Source organism: Streptomyces camelliae (assembly GCF_027625935.1).
In the GTDB taxonomy this organism is placed as follows: Bacteria; Actinomycetota; Actinomycetes; order Streptomycetales; family Streptomycetaceae; genus Streptomyces; species Streptomyces camelliae.
Genome location: NZ_CP115300.1, coordinates 5,976,362 through 5,994,188 on the forward strand (window position 1 = coordinate 5,976,362; position 17,827 = coordinate 5,994,188).

Here is a 17,827-nt window from a genome sequence, read left to right on the forward strand (position 1 = left end):
TTTCCCGCATGGTTCCTTGGTTGCAGTCGCCCCCGTTCCGGCCGTGCACCGGCCCGGGAAGCCGTCACGATGACCGTCCGAGGCAGGCACCGAAGCCTTGCGCCATTGGACCGACGAAGGTTTGGGAGGTGGGCCATGACGGACGTGGTCATCGCGGGCGGCGGCCCGGTGGGACTGATGCTGGCGTGCGAGCTGCGGCTGGCCGGCGTGGACGTGCTGGTGCTGGAACGGCTCACCGAGCGGGTACCGCACTCGAAGGCGCTCGGCATGCACGCGCGGACCCTGGAGGTGCTCGACCAACGGGGCCTCGCCGAGCGCTTCCTGGAGGGTCACAAGCGGGCGCCCACCACGCACTTCGCCGGGCTGCGGCCGCTGGAGTTCGACGCCTCCGCCACGCGGCACCCGTACATGCTGCTCATCCCGCAGGCGCACACCGAACGACTGCTCGCCGAGCGCGCCGCCGAACTGGGCGTGGAGATCCGGTACGGCACCGAGGTCACCGGTCTCGCCCAGGACGCCGACGGCGTCGACATCGAGGTGGCCGGCGGCGCGCCGCTGCGGGCCCGGTACCTGGTCGGCTGCGACGGCAGCCGCAGCACCGTGCGCCGGCTGCTCGGCGTGGACTTCCCCGGCACCCCGGCCACGCTCACCGCGATGATCGCCGACGTCACCCTCGACGACCCCCCGGCCACACCGGCGCTGCTGGCCCGGCACCCGGGCGGGCAGGCCGGGGTGCTGGAGTACGAGTCCGGGATGTACCGGGCGATGACCATCGAGTACGACACGGTGGCCGACCCGGACGTCCCGGTGACCTTCGACGAGTTCAAGGCCACCTTCCGGCGGATCGCCGGCACCGACCACGGCATGCGGGACGCGATCTGGGTGTCCCGGTTCGGCGACGCCGCCCGGCAGGCCGACCGGTACCGGGTGGGCCGCGTGTTCCTCTCCGGGGACGCCGCGCACATCCACAACCCGTCCGGCGGACAGGGCCTGAACCTCGGTGTGCAGGACGCGGTGAACCTCGGCTGGAAGCTGGCCGCCGCCGTCCACGGACACGCCGGCGAGGACCTGCTGGACAGCTACCACACCGAGCGCCACCCGGTCGGCGCGCGCGTGCTGCAGAACACCCACGCCCAGGTCGCGCTGAGCCGCCCCGGACACGCGGTGGACGCCCTGCGCGAGCTGTTCGCGGAGCTGATCCGGGCCGAGGAGGTCAACCGCCGGCTCACCGGCCTGGTCAGCGCGCTCGACGTGCGCTACCCGGTCGACGGCGCCCACCCGCTGACGGGCGCGCGCATGCCGGACGCCGACCTCAAGACCGCCGACGGCGACACCCGTATGTCCCGGCTGCTGCACTCCGGCCGGGGCGTCCTGCTCGACCTGACCGAGGACCCCGCGCTGCGCTCCGCCGCGGCCGGGTGGGCCGGCCGTGTCGACCTCGTACCGGCCCGGCACACGGACGCGCGCCTGGACGGCGTGGACGCGGTGCTGGTGCGCCCCGACGGCTATGTGGCCTGGGCGGCCCCGACCGATGTGACCCTGCCTCACGCCCTGACCACCTGGTTCGGCCCGGCGCGCTGACGCTCCAAGCCGAATCACTCACCCGACCAGCAACAAAACAAAGGCACTTGATGAGTCTCATACCCGAAAGCCACCGCGACCTCCTGGAGCGGCCGCTCTTCGCCCACCTGGCGACGACGCGGGCCGGACAGGGCGGCCCGCAGGTGAATCCGATGTGGTGCTCCTGGGACGGCACCCATCTGCGCTTCACGAGCACCAGGACCCGCGTCAAGTACCGGAACGTGACGGCCGATCCGCGGGTCGCCGTGTCCATCAACGATCCGGACGAGCCGTACCGCTATCTGGAGATCCGCGGTGTCGTCGAACGCGTCGACGACGACTCCTCCGGCGCGTTCTTCGTGGAACTGGCCGACCGCTACAGCAGGGAGCTGAACGGCCGGCTGCCCCAGGACGTCAAGGACCGCGTGGTGTACGTGGTCCGGCCGACGGCCGTCAGCTACCAGTGACGAGCCGTCCGGACAGGATCTCCTCGGTCGTGCGGACCGCGGCACCCGCCGCGGCCAACTGACCGAGGACCCGGTCCTGTTCGGCGGCCGAGACCGTGGTGGTGGCATCGGAGACCAGGGTGACCCGGTAGCCCGATGCCAGCGCCGTCCGGGCCGTGGCGGCCACTGCGTGCGCCGTCGACAGGCCGGCGATCACCACGTCGGTGATCCCCCGCGCGGCCAGCCGCGCCCCCAGATCCGTCCCCTCGAACGCGTCGAGGCCGTGCTTGACGACCACCAGGTCGCCCGGTCCCGGTGCGACACGCTCGTGCAGCCGGCCCGCAGGGGCCTCGGGCCCGCCGTCGGAGCCGTCGGCATGCAGGTGACGGACCAGCACCACCTCCGTGAAGCCCTCGCGCAGCCGGGCGCAGGCATCGACGAGCGCCGCCGCGGGCGTCGGCTCCCACGGGTGCATTCCCAGGATCCAGTGCTGCAGGTCGACGAGTATCAGCGCGGCACGGGTCTCGGTCATGTTCTGCATGTTCTCCCCCAGAGCAGTTGAGTTCGGGCCGGAAGGCTAGCAGAAATGATCAACGAGATTTCCACTGCACCCTAGGGTGCAGTTCCGAACCAGGGGGCCCGAACCCCTCGTAATGTAGAGCTCGCGGTCGAGAACACAATTCCCGGTCCTCGGAAAGGAAATGAAAAGACATGGAGCTCAGGGCGGATCGTCTGGACGGTCTGGGGAAGTACTTCGGCCGGCTGACCGCCGAGGGAAAGATCCCCGGATATTCGGCCATGGTGTCGCAGCACGGGGAGGTGAAGTACGAATCCTCCGGCGGAATGGCGAACATAGCCGAGGGAATTCCCATGACGGCGGACAGCATCTTCCGCACCTGGTCGCTGAGCAAGCCGATGACCTCGGTGGCCTTCATGAAGCTGGTCGAGGACGGCCTGGTGGGTCTGAACGACCCGCTGGCCGACTATCTGCCGGCCTTCCGTGACCAGCGCGTCTACCGCACCGGACTGCCCGCGGCCCCCGTCACCGAGGGCCTGCTGGAGCCGATCCGGATGTGGCACCTGCTGACCCACACCGCGGGCCTCGGCTACGGCGCCCACCAGTCGCACGCCGTGGACACCCTGTACGTGGGCCAGGGCTACACGGTGGAACCGCCGGCCGGCACCAGCCTCGCCGAGGCCGTCGACGCCTGGGCCTCCTTCCCGCTGCGCTTCCAGCCGGGCACGGGCTGGAACTACGGCGTGAGCACCGACGTCCTGGGCCGGGTCATCGAGGTGGTCTCCGGCAAGCGCCTCGACGTCTTCATGCGCGAGTCGTTCTTCGAGCCGCTGGGCCTGACGGACTCCGGCTTCCGCGTGGACCCGCGGAACAAGGACCGGTACGCCGAGATCTACAGCCCCACCGCCGACGGCGGCATCGAGCACAACCCGCAGGCGAGCGTCTACCCCACCGAGGAGCCGGTCTTCCTGTCGGGCGGCGGCGGCATCTACACCACGGTCGCCGACTACATGAAGTTCCTCGGCATGCTGGCGGCGGGCGGCAGGATCGCCGGCGGCTCCGACTTCTATCTGTCGCCGCTGACCGTCGAGTCGATCCGCGGCAACCATCTGCCGGGAAACATCACGCTGGGCGCCGGATTCGGCAACTGGGCCGTGCCCGCCGTCAACGAACTGATGCCCGGCGCCGGCTTCGGACTGGGCTTCATGACGGTCGAGTCACCGCGCGAGACCCATCTGCTGACGCGTCAGGGCGAGTACTTCTGGCTCTCGATGAGCAGCGCCAACTTCTTCATCGACCCCGCGTCGGGCGTCGCCGCCCTGGTCTCACCGCAGCTGTTCCCGTCCCGCACCCTGCCGGTCACCAATCGCCTGCGGCAGTTCGTCTACCAGGCCTGCCGATGAACACGAGATCACTGCCCGTGGAAATCCCGCTCAGATGGGGCGACATGGATTCCTACGGTCACGTCAACAACTGTGAAGTCGTCCGGATCATCGAAGAAGCCCGTATGAGATGGCTCATGACGAGCGGGGTCTTCGACGGGGAGACCGCGGTCGTCGCGGCCCATGAGATCGGATATCTGCGTCCGCTCCAGTACTCGCTCGACCCGGTCAACGTCGAGGTGTGGACCTCGAATGTCCGGCGGTCCAGCTTCGAATTCAATTTCCGGGTTCTGAACAACGCCCGGCAGGTGAGCGTCAAGGCCGTCAGCCGGATGGTGATGTTCGACCTCGTCAAGCAGGAGGCGTACGCCATGAGTCCGCGGCTGCGCGAACATCTCGCCGCCGCCAGCGGAGAACGCCTGTAGCTCCCGTCCCCCCAAGAAAGGGAATCCTCCATGTCGACCGTGGTGTCGAAAGCCCCCCCACGCCCAGCACAATCGACCATGGGCACGCTGGGCCTGACCATCGTCCTGGTCGCCGCGGCCCTGACGATGATCGACGCGTCGATCGTCAACGTCGCCCTGCCGTCGATCCAGTCGACCCTGCACACCGACGCCTCGGTGTCGCAGTTCGTGGTCAGCGGCTATGTCATCGCCTACGCCATCCTCCTGGTGCTGGGCGGCAAACTCGGTGACCGCTACGGCCGCCGGCGCCTGTTGCAGATCGGCGTCCTGGCGTTCACCCTGACCTCGCTGGCCTGCGGGCTGGCACCGAACATCGACTCCCTGATCGTCGCCCGGGTCCTGCAGGGCGGATCGGCCGCCTTCCTGCTCCCGCAGGCGCTCTCCACGATCCAGACCTCCCTGGCCGACTCGGCCAAGACCCGCGCCATCGGCCTGTACGGTGCGATCGGCGGCCTGTCGGCCGCGGCCGGCCAGCTGCTCGGCGGCGTCCTCGTCTGGGCGAACATCGCGGGCCTGGAATGGCGGCCCATCTTCCTGGTGAACGTCCCGCTGGGCATCCTGGCCCTGATCGGCGCGAAGGCCCAGGTGCCCGACACCAAGGCCGCCGCCAACCAGCCCATGGACCTCGGCGGCACGGTCCTCCTCGGCGTCGGCGTGCTCGCGCTGCTGATCCCGCTCAGCGTCGGCCGGCAGGTGCACTGGGCCGTGTGGTGCTGGGCGCTGATCGCGCTCGCGGTCGTCGCCGGCGTCGTACTGTGGCGCTACGAGCGGAAGTTGGAACAGCAGGGGCGCACCCCGCTGATCCCGCCGTCGCTGGTCCGGCTGCGTCCGGTCAACCGAGGTCTGCTCGTCCTCGGCTCCGGCTTCCTGGTCTTCAGCGGCTTCTCCTTCGCGGTCCCGCTCGCCCTCCAGGACGGCAACGGCATGAGCGCGGTGGAGTCGGGCCTGTCGGTGGCACCGCTGGCCGTGGGCGCCTTCCTCGGCTCGCTGCGGGCACCGAAGGTCATGGGCACGTTCGGCATGCGCACCGTGAACGTCGGCGGCGGCTTCCTCGTCGCCGGTCTGGCCCTGCTGATCGTCGCCGCCAAGGCGTGGTGGCCGCACCTGCACTTCTACGAGCTCATCCTCGCGATGTTCCTCATCGGTGTCGGCAACGGCCTGTTCATCCCGCCGGTGTTCCGCACGATCCTCACCGCCCTGCCGCCGGACCAGGCGGGCGCGGGCAGCGGGATCATGTCGACCACCCAGCAGACCTCGGTCGCCGTCGGCACGGCGGTCCTGGGCCAGGTGTTCATCAGCTTCGCCGCCGGCGGCGACATGAACCTCGGGTTCGTCACCGTGACCGCGGCCTACCTCGTGGTCGGCGCCCTGCTCCTGCTCTTCGGCGGCGCGGCCCTCACGCAGAAGACCGGGGACTGACATGTTCATCGGCGACCTGTACCTCAACGGCTGCGCGGTGTCCTATCCCGCCACGCGTGTCCCGGTGGCCGAGGCGCTGGCGCAGGGGCTGGTCCGCGACTTCGACGAGACCATCGGCAACCCGGACGTACCCGTCTTCGACGAGAACGCACCGGCCGCCGACATGGCCGTGGAGGCCCTGCGCCAGTCGCTCAAGTCGACCGGCACGGACGCCTCGGACGTGGACCTGCTGATCCACTGCGGATGGTGGCACCAGGGCTTCGACATCTGGAGCGCGGCGCACTACGTCGCCCACCGGACCGGTGCCCTGGGCGCCGTACCGATGAATCTCTCGCAGGGGTGCAACGCCCCGATGGCGGCGCTCGAACTCACCGTCCGGGCGATGCGGGCCGACGACACCATCCGGACCGGCGCCGTCACGGCGGCCGACGCCATGCAGTTCCCGCAGGTCGACCGCTGGAACCTCAACTACGGCTGTGTGCACGGCGACGCGGGCACCGCGATGCTGGTCTCGCGAGAGCCGGCCGCGCGGGGCGCCTTCCGTATCGTCTCGATCGCCAGCAAGGCGGCCCCCGAGCTCGAAGAGATGAACCGGTCCGGATACACCGCGACCCCCGGCCCCGCCCTGCGGGACGGCGGCCGGGTGGATCTGAAGGCGGCCAAGAAGGCGTACCTCACGCAGTACGGCATGGACGGGTTCATGGGCCGCTCCCGTGAGGCCCTCACGGGGTGCGTGCGCCAGGCCCTGCAGGACGCCGGACTCGACGGCGGCGAGAGCCGTATCCGCGTCGTCTCGGTGCCCCGGCTCAGCGGAAAGATCTTCGAGACCGTCTACCGGGCCCAGCTCGCCCCGCTCTTCGGCGCCGAGAAGCTGGTCTGGTGGGGCGACCGCACGGCCCACCTGGGCGTCGCCGACGTCGGCGCCAACATCGAGGACACCCACGACGAACACGCCCTGGAACCCGGCGACATCACCGTCGTGGTGAACGCGGGCGGCGGCTACACCTGGTCCTGCCTGGTGCTGGAGTCCGTCGCCTGACCCACCCACCCCTCCACGAAGAAGACACACCCACCGAAGGAAGAAGAAAAATGACCACTGCTTTCGTTTCCGACGAGACCATCCGCGAGACCACCCTCGACATCATCGTCGACGAGCTGGAGCTGGACGCCGAGCCCGACGAGGTCGACGGCGCCGCCGACCTGATCGAGTTCTACGGCGCCGATTCCCTCGGCCTCATCCAGGTCCTGGCCCGCGTCAACAAGCAGCTGGGCATCCGCGTGCCCCGCGAGCAGGCCGTCGACCTGCGCACCGTCGAGCTCCTCGTGCAGCGCATCATCGACATCCGCGACGGCAAGGGCGGCGACCAGTGACGCGCCCGGCACGCCGGGTCGTCGTCACCGGCATGGGATGTGTGAGCAGCATCGGCACCGGCGTCGAGGAGTTCACCGAGGGCATCAAGGCCGGTCTGAGCGGAGTCTCCGAGATCGCGTCCTTCGACGCCGGTGACTTCCCGGTCCGGCTGGCCGGCGAGGTGCAGGGCTTCGACCCCGCCGCGATCGTCCGCACCATCGACCTCGACGACTGGGGACGTACGGCCCACTTCGCGGCTGCCGCGGCCCGGCTCGCGATGGACGATTCCGGGCTCGAACTCGACGAGGAGACCCGGGCGACGGCGGGCGCGATCATCGGCACCACCAACGGTGAGGCACCCTCCGTCGACACCCTGACCCACCAGTGGCTGGACGGCGGCCCGAGCACCCTCTCCGCCGACGTGGCCCACCGGATCTCGGCCGGCAACATCGCCGCCGCCGCGGCCACCGAACTGGGCCTGTACGGCGAGACCGTCGTCATCCCGACGGCGTGCTCGGCCGCCAACTACGCCATCGGCAGCGCCGCTGACAAGATCATCGCCGGTGAGGCCGACGTGATGGTGGCCGGCGGCGCGGACAGTGTGAACCGCTTCACCCACGCCGGCTTCCTCAGCCTCGGCGCGGTCGCCGACGGGGTGCCCCGGCCCTTCGACCAGGACCGTTCGGGCATCGTCACCGCCGAGGGCGGCGCGGTGCTGGTCCTGGAGGAACTGGAGCACGCCAAGCGGCGCGGCGCCCACATCTACGCCGAACTGCTCGGCTACGGGCTCAGCTGCGACGCCCACCACATCGTCCACCCGGACGCGGAGTCCATCGCCACCTGCATCCGGCGGGCGCACGCCAACTCGGGCATCGTCGCCGAGGACGTCGACTACATCTGCGCCCACGGCACCGGCACGCCGACCAACGACATCACCGAGGTCACGGCGACCCGGCTGGTGTTCGGCGACGAGCACCCGCCGATGAGCTCCATCAAGTCGATGCTGGGCCACACGATGGGCGCGGCCAGCGGATTCGGCGCGATCGCCTGCTGCAAGGCGATCGAGGACGCCTTCCTGCCGCCCACCATCAACCTGCGCACCGTCGACCCGGCGTTCGGCGAGGGCATCGACTTCGTCGGCAACGGCGCCAAGGGAGCCGCGGTACGCGTCGCGCAGAACCACGGCTTCGCCTTCGGCGGCAACAACGCCATCACCATTTTCGGCGCCTATGCCGACGGCGAGCCCGTCGGCGCGGGGGAGGGACCGCGATGAGCGCGGCAGCAGAACTCCAGATCTCCGATGTGTCGGTGCTGTCCGCGGCCGGTGTCGGCCTGGACGCCCTGCGCGCCCGGCTCCGTGAGCCGGGCGCGGCCCCCGGCGGCGCGCCCGCCGAGGACATCACCCAGTACGAGGGCCTGCCCGGCCAGGTCGCGGCCGTACCGGACTTCACGATCACCGACTATGTGCCGCGCAAGGGCACGAAGAACCTCGACCGCACCACGAAGCTCGGCCTCGCCGCCGCCACCCTGCTCAAGCGGTCGCTGGACGAGCGGGCCGAGATCGGCGAGGCGTCCTGGGCGTCCACCGGGATCGCCATGGGCACGGTCGTCGGCAGCCTGCGCAGCAGCGTCGACCTGGACATCGACATCATCGAGGGCAAGGGCACCGACCTCGTCAACCCGGCGGTCTTCCCCAACACCACGATGAACTGCTGCGCCAGCCAGATAGCGATCTGGCACAGCTTCCGCGGCCCCAACTCCACCCTCGCCAACGGCACCGTCAGCGCCCTGTCCGCGCTGGCTTACGCGGCCCGGCTGATCCGCTGCGGTCACGCCGAGCGGATGCTCGTCGGCGGCGTCGAGGAGCTGTCGCCCCACACCGCGTGGGGGATCCGGCTGAAGAAGGAGGTCCAGGAGTCCGTCTTCATCGGCGAAGGCGCGGCCCTGGTCGCCCTCGAACCCGCCGGAGCGGACGCCTCGCCGGCCGTGGCCACGGTGACCGCCTGCGAGGTGATGTTCGCCCCCGAGCGCACCCAGGCCGGCCGCACCGCCGCCCTGCGCCGCGCGGTCGACCGGGCGCGGGCGGCGGCCGAAGCCGCCGGCACCGGCATCGACCTGGTCCTGCCCGGCAACGTCGGAACGGCTCTGCAGACCGCCGAGGAGTCGGCCCTCGACCACGTCGACGCCGAACGCGTGGACGTGCGGGCCGCGGTCGGCGAGTGCGGCGGCGCCCTGGGCGCCATGCAGCTCGCCGCCGCGGTCGCCCTCGGCCGGCCCGGCACCGGCGTGCTGATCACAGGGGTCGACGAGTCCGGGGCGGTGGCCGCGGCCGTGCTCACCATCGAGGAGCACGCATGAGCCCCACCCCCGTGGCGACGGCGCCCGGCACCCGCGTCCGCCGGGAGCTGGTCCACCGCGCCAACGAACAGGAGATCCTGGTCTCCCCGCCCTGGCGGGCCGAGGACGGCGGCTACGGCGGTACGACGGTCACCACGGACCTCAGCCCCTACTACCGCGACCACCCGGGAACCCACTGGCTGGACGCCCTGCTGCTGATCGAGGCCTGCCGCCAGGCGGCGCTCAGCGCGGCACACGAGTTCGAGGACCTCTCGTCCGACATCGCGTTCTTCTTCAACTCGATCGACATGGAGATCACCGAGCCCGCACAACTGGCAGGCCTCGAAGGAGAGTTGACGATCCTGTCGGAGTTCGAGGAACTCCGGTTGCGCGGCGACGGCTCGCCGAAGCAGATCACGTACCACCAGCGCGGCACGGACGGCTCCGGCCGGACCGTGGTCCGTACGTCCATGGCGGTGCAGGGCCTGCCCAAGGGCCGCTACCCGGAGCTGCGGGCCTACCAGCGGGGCGGCTCGCCCGCCCCGACCACGGCGGCCCTGCGCTCCGCCGCCGGCCCCCGGACCGCCCTCAGCACACCGGCCAGCGTGGCCCGTACCGAGGCCGCCGACGTGGCGATCGCCGGCGTACGGCGTGAGGCGGGCACCCTGGTCGCGGACCTGGCCCCGGACTTCGGCAACGGCAGCCTCTTCGACCACGACTACGACCACTATCCGGCGATGGTGCTCATCGAGGCCGGCCGGCAGCTGGCGCTGTCCGGCACGCCGGACCCCGCCGGGCACCTGGTCACCGCGGTGCGCGCCGGCTTCGACAACTTCGCCGAACTCGACGCGCCGATCCGGCTCGTGGCCCGGCCCGGCGAGCAGCGGGTCGACGTGAACTGCGTGCAGGGCGACCTGGTCGTCACCCGGATGTCGTTCGCACTGGCCCCCGTCCCCGGCGGAAAGAGGCAGGCGTGATGAGGACGGCGAGGGGGACCGCGACGAAGACGGCGACGAGGACCGCGACGGGGACGGCGATCTGGACCGACTTCCGCGGGGTGATGACCCCGCCGCTGCGGGAGGGACTGCGCGCCTACTGCGAGGGCAAGCCGTTCACTCCCGAACAGCTCGGGCAGTGCCTGCGCGTCATCGCCGACCGCCACGGCTGCCCGGACGGGATGGCCGTACTGGACTCCGGGATCCTCTCGGAGCGCCAGTGGGCGGCGGAGATCGAGCAGGAGCTGTCCGCCCGGTTCGGCGTGCGCGCCGACCTGTCCGGGCTCGGCCCCGAGTGGTGGAGCGACCGCCGGATCGACCCCGAGTGGCTCGCCGCCCTGCGCTCATGGCGGCAGGCGGGCGCCTTCGTGGGCGTGATCTCCAACCTCCCCGTCGACTGGAAGGACCACTTCACGGACTTCCTGGACTGGGACGAGCTGTTCGACGAGGTCCTGCTCTCCTGCGACCTCCAGGCCCGCAAACCCGACGCCGGGATGTTCCGCCACGCCGAGTCACGCTCCGGCCTGCCCCCCGAGTCCAACGTCCTCGTCGACGACCTGGACGACAACGTCGCCGGTGCGCGGCGCGCGGGCTGGGTCGGCGTGCTCGGCGGCGGAGGGTCCACGCGTGCCGCCATCGAGCGGATCGACGCGATTGTGCGCTCCGGCGCACCCCACCACCTCGTGCGCGCAGGCGCACCACACCAAGGAGCAGCATGATGACCAGTCGATCGGTGTTCGTCACGGGAGCCAGCCGGGGTATCGGCGCGGCGATCGCGAGCGACCTGAACAAGCAGGGCTACCGCGTGGTCGGCACCGCCCGCACCACCCGGCCCGAACTCGAAGGCGTCTCCTTCGTCCAGTGCGACGTGCGCGACCCGGAGTCGGTGCGCACGGCGGTGGAGCAGGCCCGTGAGATCGTCGGCGAGATCGACATCGTCGTCAACTGCGCCGGCATCATGAACGACGGCCTGCTGCTCACCCAGACCCAGGAGGGCGTCCAGGAGGTCCTCGACACCAACCTCACCGGCTCCATCAACGTGGCCCGCGAGACCGTGTCGGACATGCTGGCCAACAAGTGGGGCCGCTTCGTCTTCGTGTCCTCCATCGTCGCGCTGTGGGGATCGCCCGGCCAGGTCAACTACTCGGCCTCCAAGAGCGGCCTGATCGGTGTCGCCCGCTCCCTCGCCTGGGAGCTCGGCCGGGCCGGGATCACCTCCAACGTCGTACTGCCGGGCCTGATCGAGACCGACATGATCGCCGACCTGTCGGACCGGCGACGCAAGGAGATCGTCTCCCAGACGGCGCTGCGCCGCACCGGCCGGCCCGAGGAGGTGGCCGCACTGGTCTCCTTCCTCGTCTCCGAGGACGCCGGCTTCATCACCGGCGCCTCGATCCCGATCGGCGGCGGCGTCGGCATGGGCGTCTGATGGGCGCGGCGACGATTCCCGTACGGCCCGACGCGCGCCGGATGCCGCTGGTGGCCGTGGACAGCGTCGAAGCGGTCGACGGAGGCTTCATCGGCCGCAAGACGATCACCACCGACGACCCCTATCTCGCCGGGCACTTCCCGTCTCTGACGGTGTATCCGGGTGTGTTCCTCATCGAGAGCCTCCAGCAGATGCTCGAACTGCACCTCGACGGCGCCCTGGGCGGTATCGAGCTGGTGGAGCTCGCTTCGGCCCGGTTCAGCCGCCCGGCGCTGGCCGGCGACGAGGTGACGTTCGAGGTCGCGGTCAGCGGCGACCGTACGAGCCTGGTCACCAAGGCCACGTGCAGCAGCGGCGGCCGGCGCATCGCCCGCATCACCGCGACGTGGAGGAGCCGGACATGACCACCCCGACGCAGACCCAGGCCCAGGCCCTTTCCGACGGGCTGCCCGACCCCGGCGACCTGCTGCCCTACGGCTACCCGGCGCTCCAGGTCGACCGGATCGTCCGGCACACGCCGGGCGCCCTTGAGGCCACCAAGGCCGTGACCTACCACGAGCTGGACGCCCACCTGGGCGGCTCCCGGCCGGGCCGGTTCCCCGCCAGCCTCACCCTGGAGTCGTTCCTCCAGGCCTGCGGGCTGCTCCTGATGCGGGAGACCGACCCGGACGACCGTCAGCTGCTGATCTTCGGATCGGCGCGCGGCGTGCGGGTGCCCGACGCGGCGCGCGCCGGTGAACTGCTCGTACACACCGTGGAGTTGGTCGACCGGGACGAGGAGACGGCCACGTTCGCCGGGGTCTCCCGGGCCGGGGACGGCCGTACCGTCCTCGAAGTCGAACGCGCCATCACCCTGCTGCGCCCCGCCGACTCGTTCGAGGGCTACGTCAGCGGCAGCTGAGATGTCCCACGATTCTCAAGATTCCCAACATTCTCAAGATTCCCGAAGATTTCCGAAGATTTCCGAAACGGAGGATCCGGTGGTGTACCACTATGTCGTGACCGCCCCGGGACAGGGAGTCCAGCGGCCCGGGATGCTCGATCCCTGGCTGGACGCCGTCCCCGGGGCACCCGCCCTCGTCGCCGACTGGTCGCGGGCCGCGGGCTTCGACCTGGTCGAGGCCGGCCGTGACGAGGCCCTGCTGGCCGACACGGCCTACGCCCAGCCCCTGATCGTCGCCGCGTCCCTGCTGGCCCACCAACTGCTGCGCGACAGGCTGCCGTCGGCCGCCGATGAGGTGCTGTTCGCGGGCCACTCGGTCGGCGAGCTGGCCGCGGCGGCGGGCGCGGGCTACCTCAGCCCCCGGGACGCGGTCGCCCTCGCCCGGGTGCGCGGCGCGGCGATGTCGGCGGCGTGCGCGGTGGCGCCGACCGGCATGGCCGCGGTGATGCCGGCCAGGCGGAACCCCGCCTCGGACGAGGAGATCGTCGCCGCCGTCGGTACGGCAGGCCTTACGGTGGCCAACTTCAACGGCAGCCACCAGTTCGTGGCGGCGGGACCGGCCGACCGGGTCGAGGCCCTCGCCGACGCGCCGCCGCCGGGCATCCGGGTCTCGCCGCTCGCCGTCGCCGGCGCCTTCCACACCGAGGCCATGGCACCCGCGGTGGCACAGTTCGCCCGCGCCATCCAGGACGTACGGCTCGCGGAGCCCGCCTCGGCGCTGCTGGGCAACGGAGAGGGCGAGCCGGTCGCCGGCCCGGAGGACCTGCGGCGCCGGCTGATCACCCAGATCACCTCGCCGGTCCGCTGGGACCTGTGCGCGCAGGCGATAGCCCGCCGGGCCCCCGGCGCCCTGCACATCGAGCTGGCACCGGCGGGACCGCTCACCCGCCTGCTCCAGCGGGCCCGCCCCGAGGCGCGCGCCGTCGCGCTGGGCGTCCCGGAAGACCTCGACCGCGTACTGGCCGAGGCCGCCGGGAGCGGCCTGCCCGCGGTGGCGGGCATGCCGGAGGAGCGCGAGCTGGTGGGCGCGCGATGACGACGACGGCCTGTGCGGACGACAACGGAGGATCCGATGCGTAGTGGTGTCGAGGAGCTGGCGAGTCTCCGGCGCGAGATCGCCGAGGGCCCGGACCCGGCCGCCACCCAACGACAGCGTGACAAAGGCAAGTTGACGGCCCGGGAGCGGATCGAGCTGCTCCTGGACCCGGGGTCCTTCCAGGAGGTCGAGCAGCTGCGCCGGCACCGGGCGACCGGGTTCGGCCTGGAGGCCAAGAAGCCGCACACGGACGGTGTGATCACCGGCTGGGGCACGGTGGAAGGCCGTACGGTCTTCGTCTACGCCCACGACTTCCGCATCTTCGGCGGCGCGCTCGGCGAGGCCCACGCCGAGAAGATCCACAAGATCATGGACATGGCCATCGCGGCCGGCGCGCCCCTGGTCTCCCTGAACGACGGTGCCGGCGCCCGCATCCAGGAAGGCGTCACCGCCCTCGCCGGCTACGGCGGCATCTTCCAGCGCAACACCAAGGCGTCCGGCGTGATCCCGCAGATCAGCGTGATGCTGGGCCCGTGCGCGGGCGGCGCGGCGTACAGCCCGGCCCTCACGGACTTCGTGTTCATGGTCCGCGAGACCTCGCAGATGTTCATCACCGGCCCGGACGTGGTCAAGGCCGTGACCGGCGAGGAGATCAGCCAGAACGGCCTGGGCGGCGCCGACGTGCACGCCGAGACGTCCGGCGTGTGCCACTTCGCGTACGACGACGAGGAGACCTGCCTCGCCGAGGTCCGCTACCTCCTCTCGCTGCTCCCGCAGAACAACCGCGAGAGGCCCCCGGCGACGGCGCCCGACGACCCGGCCGACCGGCGCTGCGAGGAACTCCTCGACCTGGTCCCCGCCGACGGCAACCGCCCCTACGACATGCGCGCGGTGATCGAGTCGCTCGTCGACGACGGCGACTTTCTGGAGATCCACGAGCGCTGGGCCGGCAACGTCATCGTCGCCCTGGCCCGCCTCGACGGCCAGACCGTCGGCATCGTGGCCAACCAGCCCCAGTCGCTGGCCGGCGTCCTCGACATCAACGCGTCCGAGAAGGCCGCCCGCTTCGTCCAGATGTGCGACGCCTTCAACATCCCGCTCGTGACACTCCTCGACGTCCCCGGCTTCCTGCCCGGCGTCGACCAGGAACACGGCGGCATCATCCGGCACGGCGCCAAGCTGCTGTACGCGTACTGCAACGCCACCGTCCCCCGCATCCAGCTCATCCTGCGCAAGGCGTACGGCGGTGCCTACATCGTCATGGACTCCCGTTCCGTGGGCGCCGACCTGTCGTACGCCTGGCCTACCAACGAGATCGCGGTGATGGGCGCCGAGGGCGCCGCGAACGTCATCTTCCGGCGCCAGATCGCCGGCGCCGACGACCCCGAGGCGATGCGGGCCCGCATGGTCAAGGAGTACAAGGCCGAGCTGATGCACCCGTACTACGCGGCCGAGCGGGGCCTGGTGGACGACGTGATCGACCCCGCCGAGACCCGCGAGGTGCTGATCCGCTCCCTGCAGATGCTGCGGACCAAGCACGCCGAGCTGCCCTCGCGCAAGCACGGCAACCCGCCCCAGTGACCCCACCAGTCCTGCCCGCCCCACCCGAACGGAGCTGATCCAGGTGACCACAGCCATCGAGCGCACCGCCCCGGCCCCCCTGGTCCGCGTGGAACGCGGCCTGCCCTCCGACGACGAACTCGCCGCCCTGACCGTGGCGTTGCTCTCCAGGGCCATGATCGCCGGCCCGGGCACCCCCGCCGCCCCGCCCGTCCCCCTGTGGGACCGCCCGGAGCGCCACGCTTCGTACCGCCCCATCGGCTGGCGGCGCTAGCGCGGGGGAGACGAGTACATCCCGGACGAGTACATCCCAAGGGAGCGTCATGGAGGGGGAGTTGGAGGAGATGGACATGGCCGGAACACACCGTGGCGACGCGACGCGCGGCGGAACGCGGAACCAGCCCACGGAGCGGCCCTCGCCGCCGCGTGCGCTGCTGGCAGGAGAGGAGGACGGTGGCGATGAGCCGCACATCCAGCGCGGGATCGACTGAGACCGCTGAAGCCACTCTCATCGGCAGCGGAGGCGCGGTGCGCAAAGTACTGATCGCCAATCGCGGCGAGATCGCGGTCCGGGTCGCGCGGGCCTGCCGGGACGCCGGGATCGCGAGCGTGGCCGTATACGCCGACCCGGACCGGGACGCGCTGCACGTCCGCGCGGCCGACGAGGCGTTCGCCCTGGGCGGTGACACACCGGCGACCAGCTACCTGGACATCGAGAAGGTCCTGAACGCTGCGCGTGAGTCCGGTGCGGACGCGATCCACCCCGGCTACGGCTTCCTGTCGGAGAATGCCGACTTCGCGCAGGCGGTGCTGGACGCGGGTCTGGTCTGGATCGGTCCGCCGCCGCAGGCGATCCGTGACCTGGGTGACAAGGTCGCCGCCCGGCACATCGCCCAGCGTGCCGGCGCCCCGCTGGTGGCCGGTACCCCGGACCCCGTCTCGGGTGCCGAGGAGGTCGTGGCGTTCGCCGAGCAGCACGGCCTGCCGATCGCGATCAAGGCGGCCTTCGGTGGTGGCGGGCGGGGCCTGAAGGTCGCCCGCACCCTGGAGGAGGTCCCGGAGCTGTACGAGTCGGCGGTCCGCGAGGCCGTGGCGGCCTTCGGCCGGGGCGAGTGCTTCGTGGAGCGCTACCTGGACCGTCCCCGGCACGTGGAGACCCAGTGCCTGGCGGACAAGCACGGCAACGTGGTCGTCGTATCGACGCGTGACTGCTCGCTGCAGCGCCGCCACCAGAAGCTGGTCGAGGAGGCCCCGGCGCCGTTCCTGTCCGAGGAGCAGGTCGCCGAGCTGTACCGCGCCTCGAAGGCCATCCTGCGGGAGGCCGGCTACGAGGGTGCGGGCACCTGTGAGTTCCTGGTCGGGCAGGACGGCACGATCTCCTTCCTGGAGGTCAACACCCGCCTGCAGGTGGAGCACCCGGTGACCGAGGAGGTCGCGGGCATCGACCTGGTCCGCGAGATGTTCCGCATCGCCGACGGCGAGGAACTGGGCTACGACGACCCGCCCTTGCGCGGCCACTCCTTCGAGTTCCGCATCAACGGCGAGGACCCGGGCCGCAACTTCCTCCCCGCCCCCGGCACGGTGACGAGGTTCGACGCCCCCTCGGGCCCCGGTGTCCGCCTGGACGCGGGCGTGGAGTCCGGCAGCGTGATCGGCCCGGCGTGGGACTCCCTGCTGGCCAAGCTGATCGTGACCGGCCGTACCCGCGAGGAGGCCCTTCAGCGGGCCGCCCGCGCCCTGGACGAGTTCCAGGTCGAGGGCATGGCCACCGCCATCCCCTTCCACCGCGCGGTCGTGAAGGACCCGGCGTTCGCCCCCGAACTCACCGGCTCGGACGGCCCCTTCACGGTCCACACCCGCTGGATCGAGACCGAGTTCGTCAACGAGATCAAGCCCTTCGTCCCCGCGGCGGAGGGCGGGGAGGAAGGGCCGGACGGCCGCGAGACCCTGGCGGTCGAGGTCGGCGGCAGGCGGATCGAGGTCCGGGTCCCCGCCTCGCTGGGTGTGCCGCGGGCGCGTACGGCACCGGGCATGCCGTGGGGGCGCACGGCGCCGGGCGTGGCAGGGGCGCGTACGGCGCTCGGTGGCGCGCGTCAGGCCAGGCGCCGCCCCGGCGGCCGCGGTACTGGCTCCGCCGTCTCGGGCGACACGCTCACCTCGCCGATGCAGGGCACGATCGTCAAGGTCGCCGTGGAGGAGGGCGCGACGGTCGCCGCCGGTGACCTCGTCGTCGTCCTGGAGGCGATGAAGATGGAGCAGCCCATCACCGCCCACAAGGCAGGCACGGTCGCCGACCTCCTGGTCCGGCCCGGCGCGGCACTCACCGCCGACGCCGCGATCTGCGCGATCAGGGCGTGACGGCGATGACGACGTACCAGACGTATCAAC

At 71.3% G+C, this 17,827-nt stretch carries 20 protein-coding genes; 19 read left to right on the top strand and 1 reads right to left on the bottom strand.

Features of this window, described 5'->3' with window-relative positions; translation table 11 throughout:
* Window positions 1-135 precede the first annotated feature (135 nt).
* Together O1G22_RS27365 and O1G22_RS27370 are read left to right on the top strand one after the other, a co-directional pair.
* On the top strand, window positions 136-1,581 hold the full coding sequence (locus O1G22_RS27365) for an FAD-dependent monooxygenase (RefSeq protein ID WP_270083748.1): 1,446 nt from the start codon (window positions 136-138) through the stop codon (window positions 1,579-1,581).
* A gap of 50 nt (window positions 1,582-1,631) precedes the next feature.
* Window positions 1,632-2,027, top strand: coding sequence for a PPOX class F420-dependent oxidoreductase (locus O1G22_RS27370; RefSeq protein WP_225096422.1), 396 nt, complete (start codon window positions 1,632-1,634; stop codon window positions 2,025-2,027).
* Here the strand turns inward: O1G22_RS27370 and O1G22_RS27375 are convergent.
* The gene (locus O1G22_RS27375; RefSeq protein ID WP_270083749.1) at window positions 2,014-2,538 is read right to left on the bottom strand and encodes a cysteine hydrolase family protein; all 525 of its coding nucleotides are present in this window, start codon (window positions 2,536-2,538) and stop codon (window positions 2,014-2,016) included. The two genes, O1G22_RS27370 and O1G22_RS27375, sit on opposite strands and share 14 nt — an antisense overlap.
* A 179-nt stretch (window positions 2,539-2,717) precedes the next feature.
* On the opposite strand from O1G22_RS27375, the gene O1G22_RS27380 reads away from it, so the two are divergent.
* From O1G22_RS27380 to O1G22_RS27460, 17 genes are all read left to right on the top strand, one after another.
* A complete protein-coding gene (locus O1G22_RS27380; RefSeq protein ID WP_270083750.1) occupies window positions 2,718-3,926 on the top strand; it encodes a serine hydrolase domain-containing protein in 1,209 nt (402 codons plus the stop codon).
* Between the two features lie 44 nt (window positions 3,927-3,970).
* Window positions 3,971-4,330, top strand: a complete 360-nt coding sequence (locus tag O1G22_RS27385) for an acyl-CoA thioesterase (RefSeq protein ID WP_270086560.1) — start codon at window positions 3,971-3,973, stop codon at window positions 4,328-4,330.
* 78 nt (window positions 4,331-4,408) lie between these two features.
* Entirely contained in the window at window positions 4,409-5,788 is a 1,380-nt protein-coding gene (locus O1G22_RS27390; protein WP_270083751.1) for an MFS transporter, read from the top strand.
* A 1-nt stretch (window position 5,789) separates the two neighbouring features.
* Window positions 5,790-6,827 carry a ketoacyl-ACP synthase III family protein gene (locus O1G22_RS27395; RefSeq protein ID WP_270083752.1) on the top strand — a complete coding sequence of 346 codons (1,038 nt, stop codon included), beginning with the start codon at window positions 5,790-5,792 and terminating at the stop codon, window positions 6,825-6,827.
* A gap of 50 nt (window positions 6,828-6,877) precedes the next feature.
* On the top strand, window positions 6,878-7,159 hold the full coding sequence (locus tag O1G22_RS27400) for an acyl carrier protein (protein WP_225096428.1): 282 nt from the start codon (window positions 6,878-6,880) through the stop codon (window positions 7,157-7,159).
* Entirely contained in the window at window positions 7,156-8,412 is a 1,257-nt protein-coding gene (locus O1G22_RS27405) for a beta-ketoacyl-[acyl-carrier-protein] synthase family protein (protein ID WP_270083753.1), read from the top strand. The genes O1G22_RS27400 and O1G22_RS27405 overlap by 4 nt, the downstream gene beginning before the upstream one ends.
* The gene (locus O1G22_RS27410) at window positions 8,409-9,497 is read left to right on the top strand and encodes a beta-ketoacyl synthase N-terminal-like domain-containing protein (RefSeq protein ID WP_270083754.1); all 1,089 of its coding nucleotides are present in this window, start codon (window positions 8,409-8,411) and stop codon (window positions 9,495-9,497) included. The genes O1G22_RS27405 and O1G22_RS27410 overlap by 4 nt, the downstream gene beginning before the upstream one ends.
* Window positions 9,494-10,453: an AfsA-related hotdog domain-containing protein gene (locus tag O1G22_RS27415; RefSeq protein WP_270083755.1), complete on the top strand. Its 960-nt coding sequence runs from the start codon at window positions 9,494-9,496 to the stop codon at window positions 10,451-10,453. The genes O1G22_RS27410 and O1G22_RS27415 overlap by 4 nt, the downstream gene beginning before the upstream one ends.
* Window positions 10,453-11,190 (top strand): HAD family hydrolase, encoded by a 738-nt coding sequence (locus tag O1G22_RS27420; protein ID WP_270083756.1) that lies wholly within the window; start codon window positions 10,453-10,455, stop codon window positions 11,188-11,190. The genes O1G22_RS27415 and O1G22_RS27420 overlap by 1 nt, the downstream gene beginning before the upstream one ends.
* Window positions 11,187-11,900, top strand: a complete 714-nt coding sequence (locus O1G22_RS27425) for an SDR family oxidoreductase (protein ID WP_270083757.1) — start codon at window positions 11,187-11,189, stop codon at window positions 11,898-11,900. The genes O1G22_RS27420 and O1G22_RS27425 overlap by 4 nt, the downstream gene beginning before the upstream one ends.
* Window positions 11,900-12,304, top strand: a complete 405-nt coding sequence (locus O1G22_RS27430) for a 3-hydroxyacyl-ACP dehydratase FabZ family protein (RefSeq protein ID WP_225096434.1) — start codon at window positions 11,900-11,902, stop codon at window positions 12,302-12,304. The genes O1G22_RS27425 and O1G22_RS27430 overlap by 1 nt, the downstream gene beginning before the upstream one ends.
* Entirely contained in the window at window positions 12,301-12,801 is a 501-nt protein-coding gene (locus tag O1G22_RS27435; protein WP_270083758.1) for a 3-hydroxyacyl-ACP dehydratase FabZ family protein, read from the top strand. The genes O1G22_RS27430 and O1G22_RS27435 overlap by 4 nt, the downstream gene beginning before the upstream one ends.
* 97 nt (window positions 12,802-12,898) lie before the next feature.
* On the top strand, window positions 12,899-13,879 hold the full coding sequence (locus tag O1G22_RS27440; protein ID WP_270083759.1) for an ACP S-malonyltransferase: 981 nt from the start codon (window positions 12,899-12,901) through the stop codon (window positions 13,877-13,879).
* Between the two features lie 36 nt (window positions 13,880-13,915).
* Window positions 13,916-15,460 (top strand): acyl-CoA carboxylase subunit beta, encoded by a 1,545-nt coding sequence (locus tag O1G22_RS27445; RefSeq protein ID WP_270083760.1) that lies wholly within the window; start codon window positions 13,916-13,918, stop codon window positions 15,458-15,460.
* A gap of 43 nt (window positions 15,461-15,503) precedes the next feature.
* The gene (locus tag O1G22_RS27450) at window positions 15,504-15,713 is read left to right on the top strand and encodes an acyl-CoA carboxylase subunit epsilon (protein ID WP_225096438.1); all 210 of its coding nucleotides are present in this window, start codon (window positions 15,504-15,506) and stop codon (window positions 15,711-15,713) included.
* Window positions 15,714-15,762: 49 nt separating this feature from the next.
* The gene (locus O1G22_RS27455) at window positions 15,763-15,930 is read left to right on the top strand and encodes a hypothetical protein (RefSeq protein ID WP_270083761.1); all 168 of its coding nucleotides are present in this window, start codon (window positions 15,763-15,765) and stop codon (window positions 15,928-15,930) included.
* A gap of 37 nt (window positions 15,931-15,967) precedes the next feature.
* On the top strand, window positions 15,968-17,797 hold the full coding sequence (locus O1G22_RS27460) for an ATP-binding protein (protein WP_270083762.1): 1,830 nt from the start codon (window positions 15,968-15,970) through the stop codon (window positions 17,795-17,797).
* Window positions 17,798-17,827 lie beyond the last annotated feature (30 nt).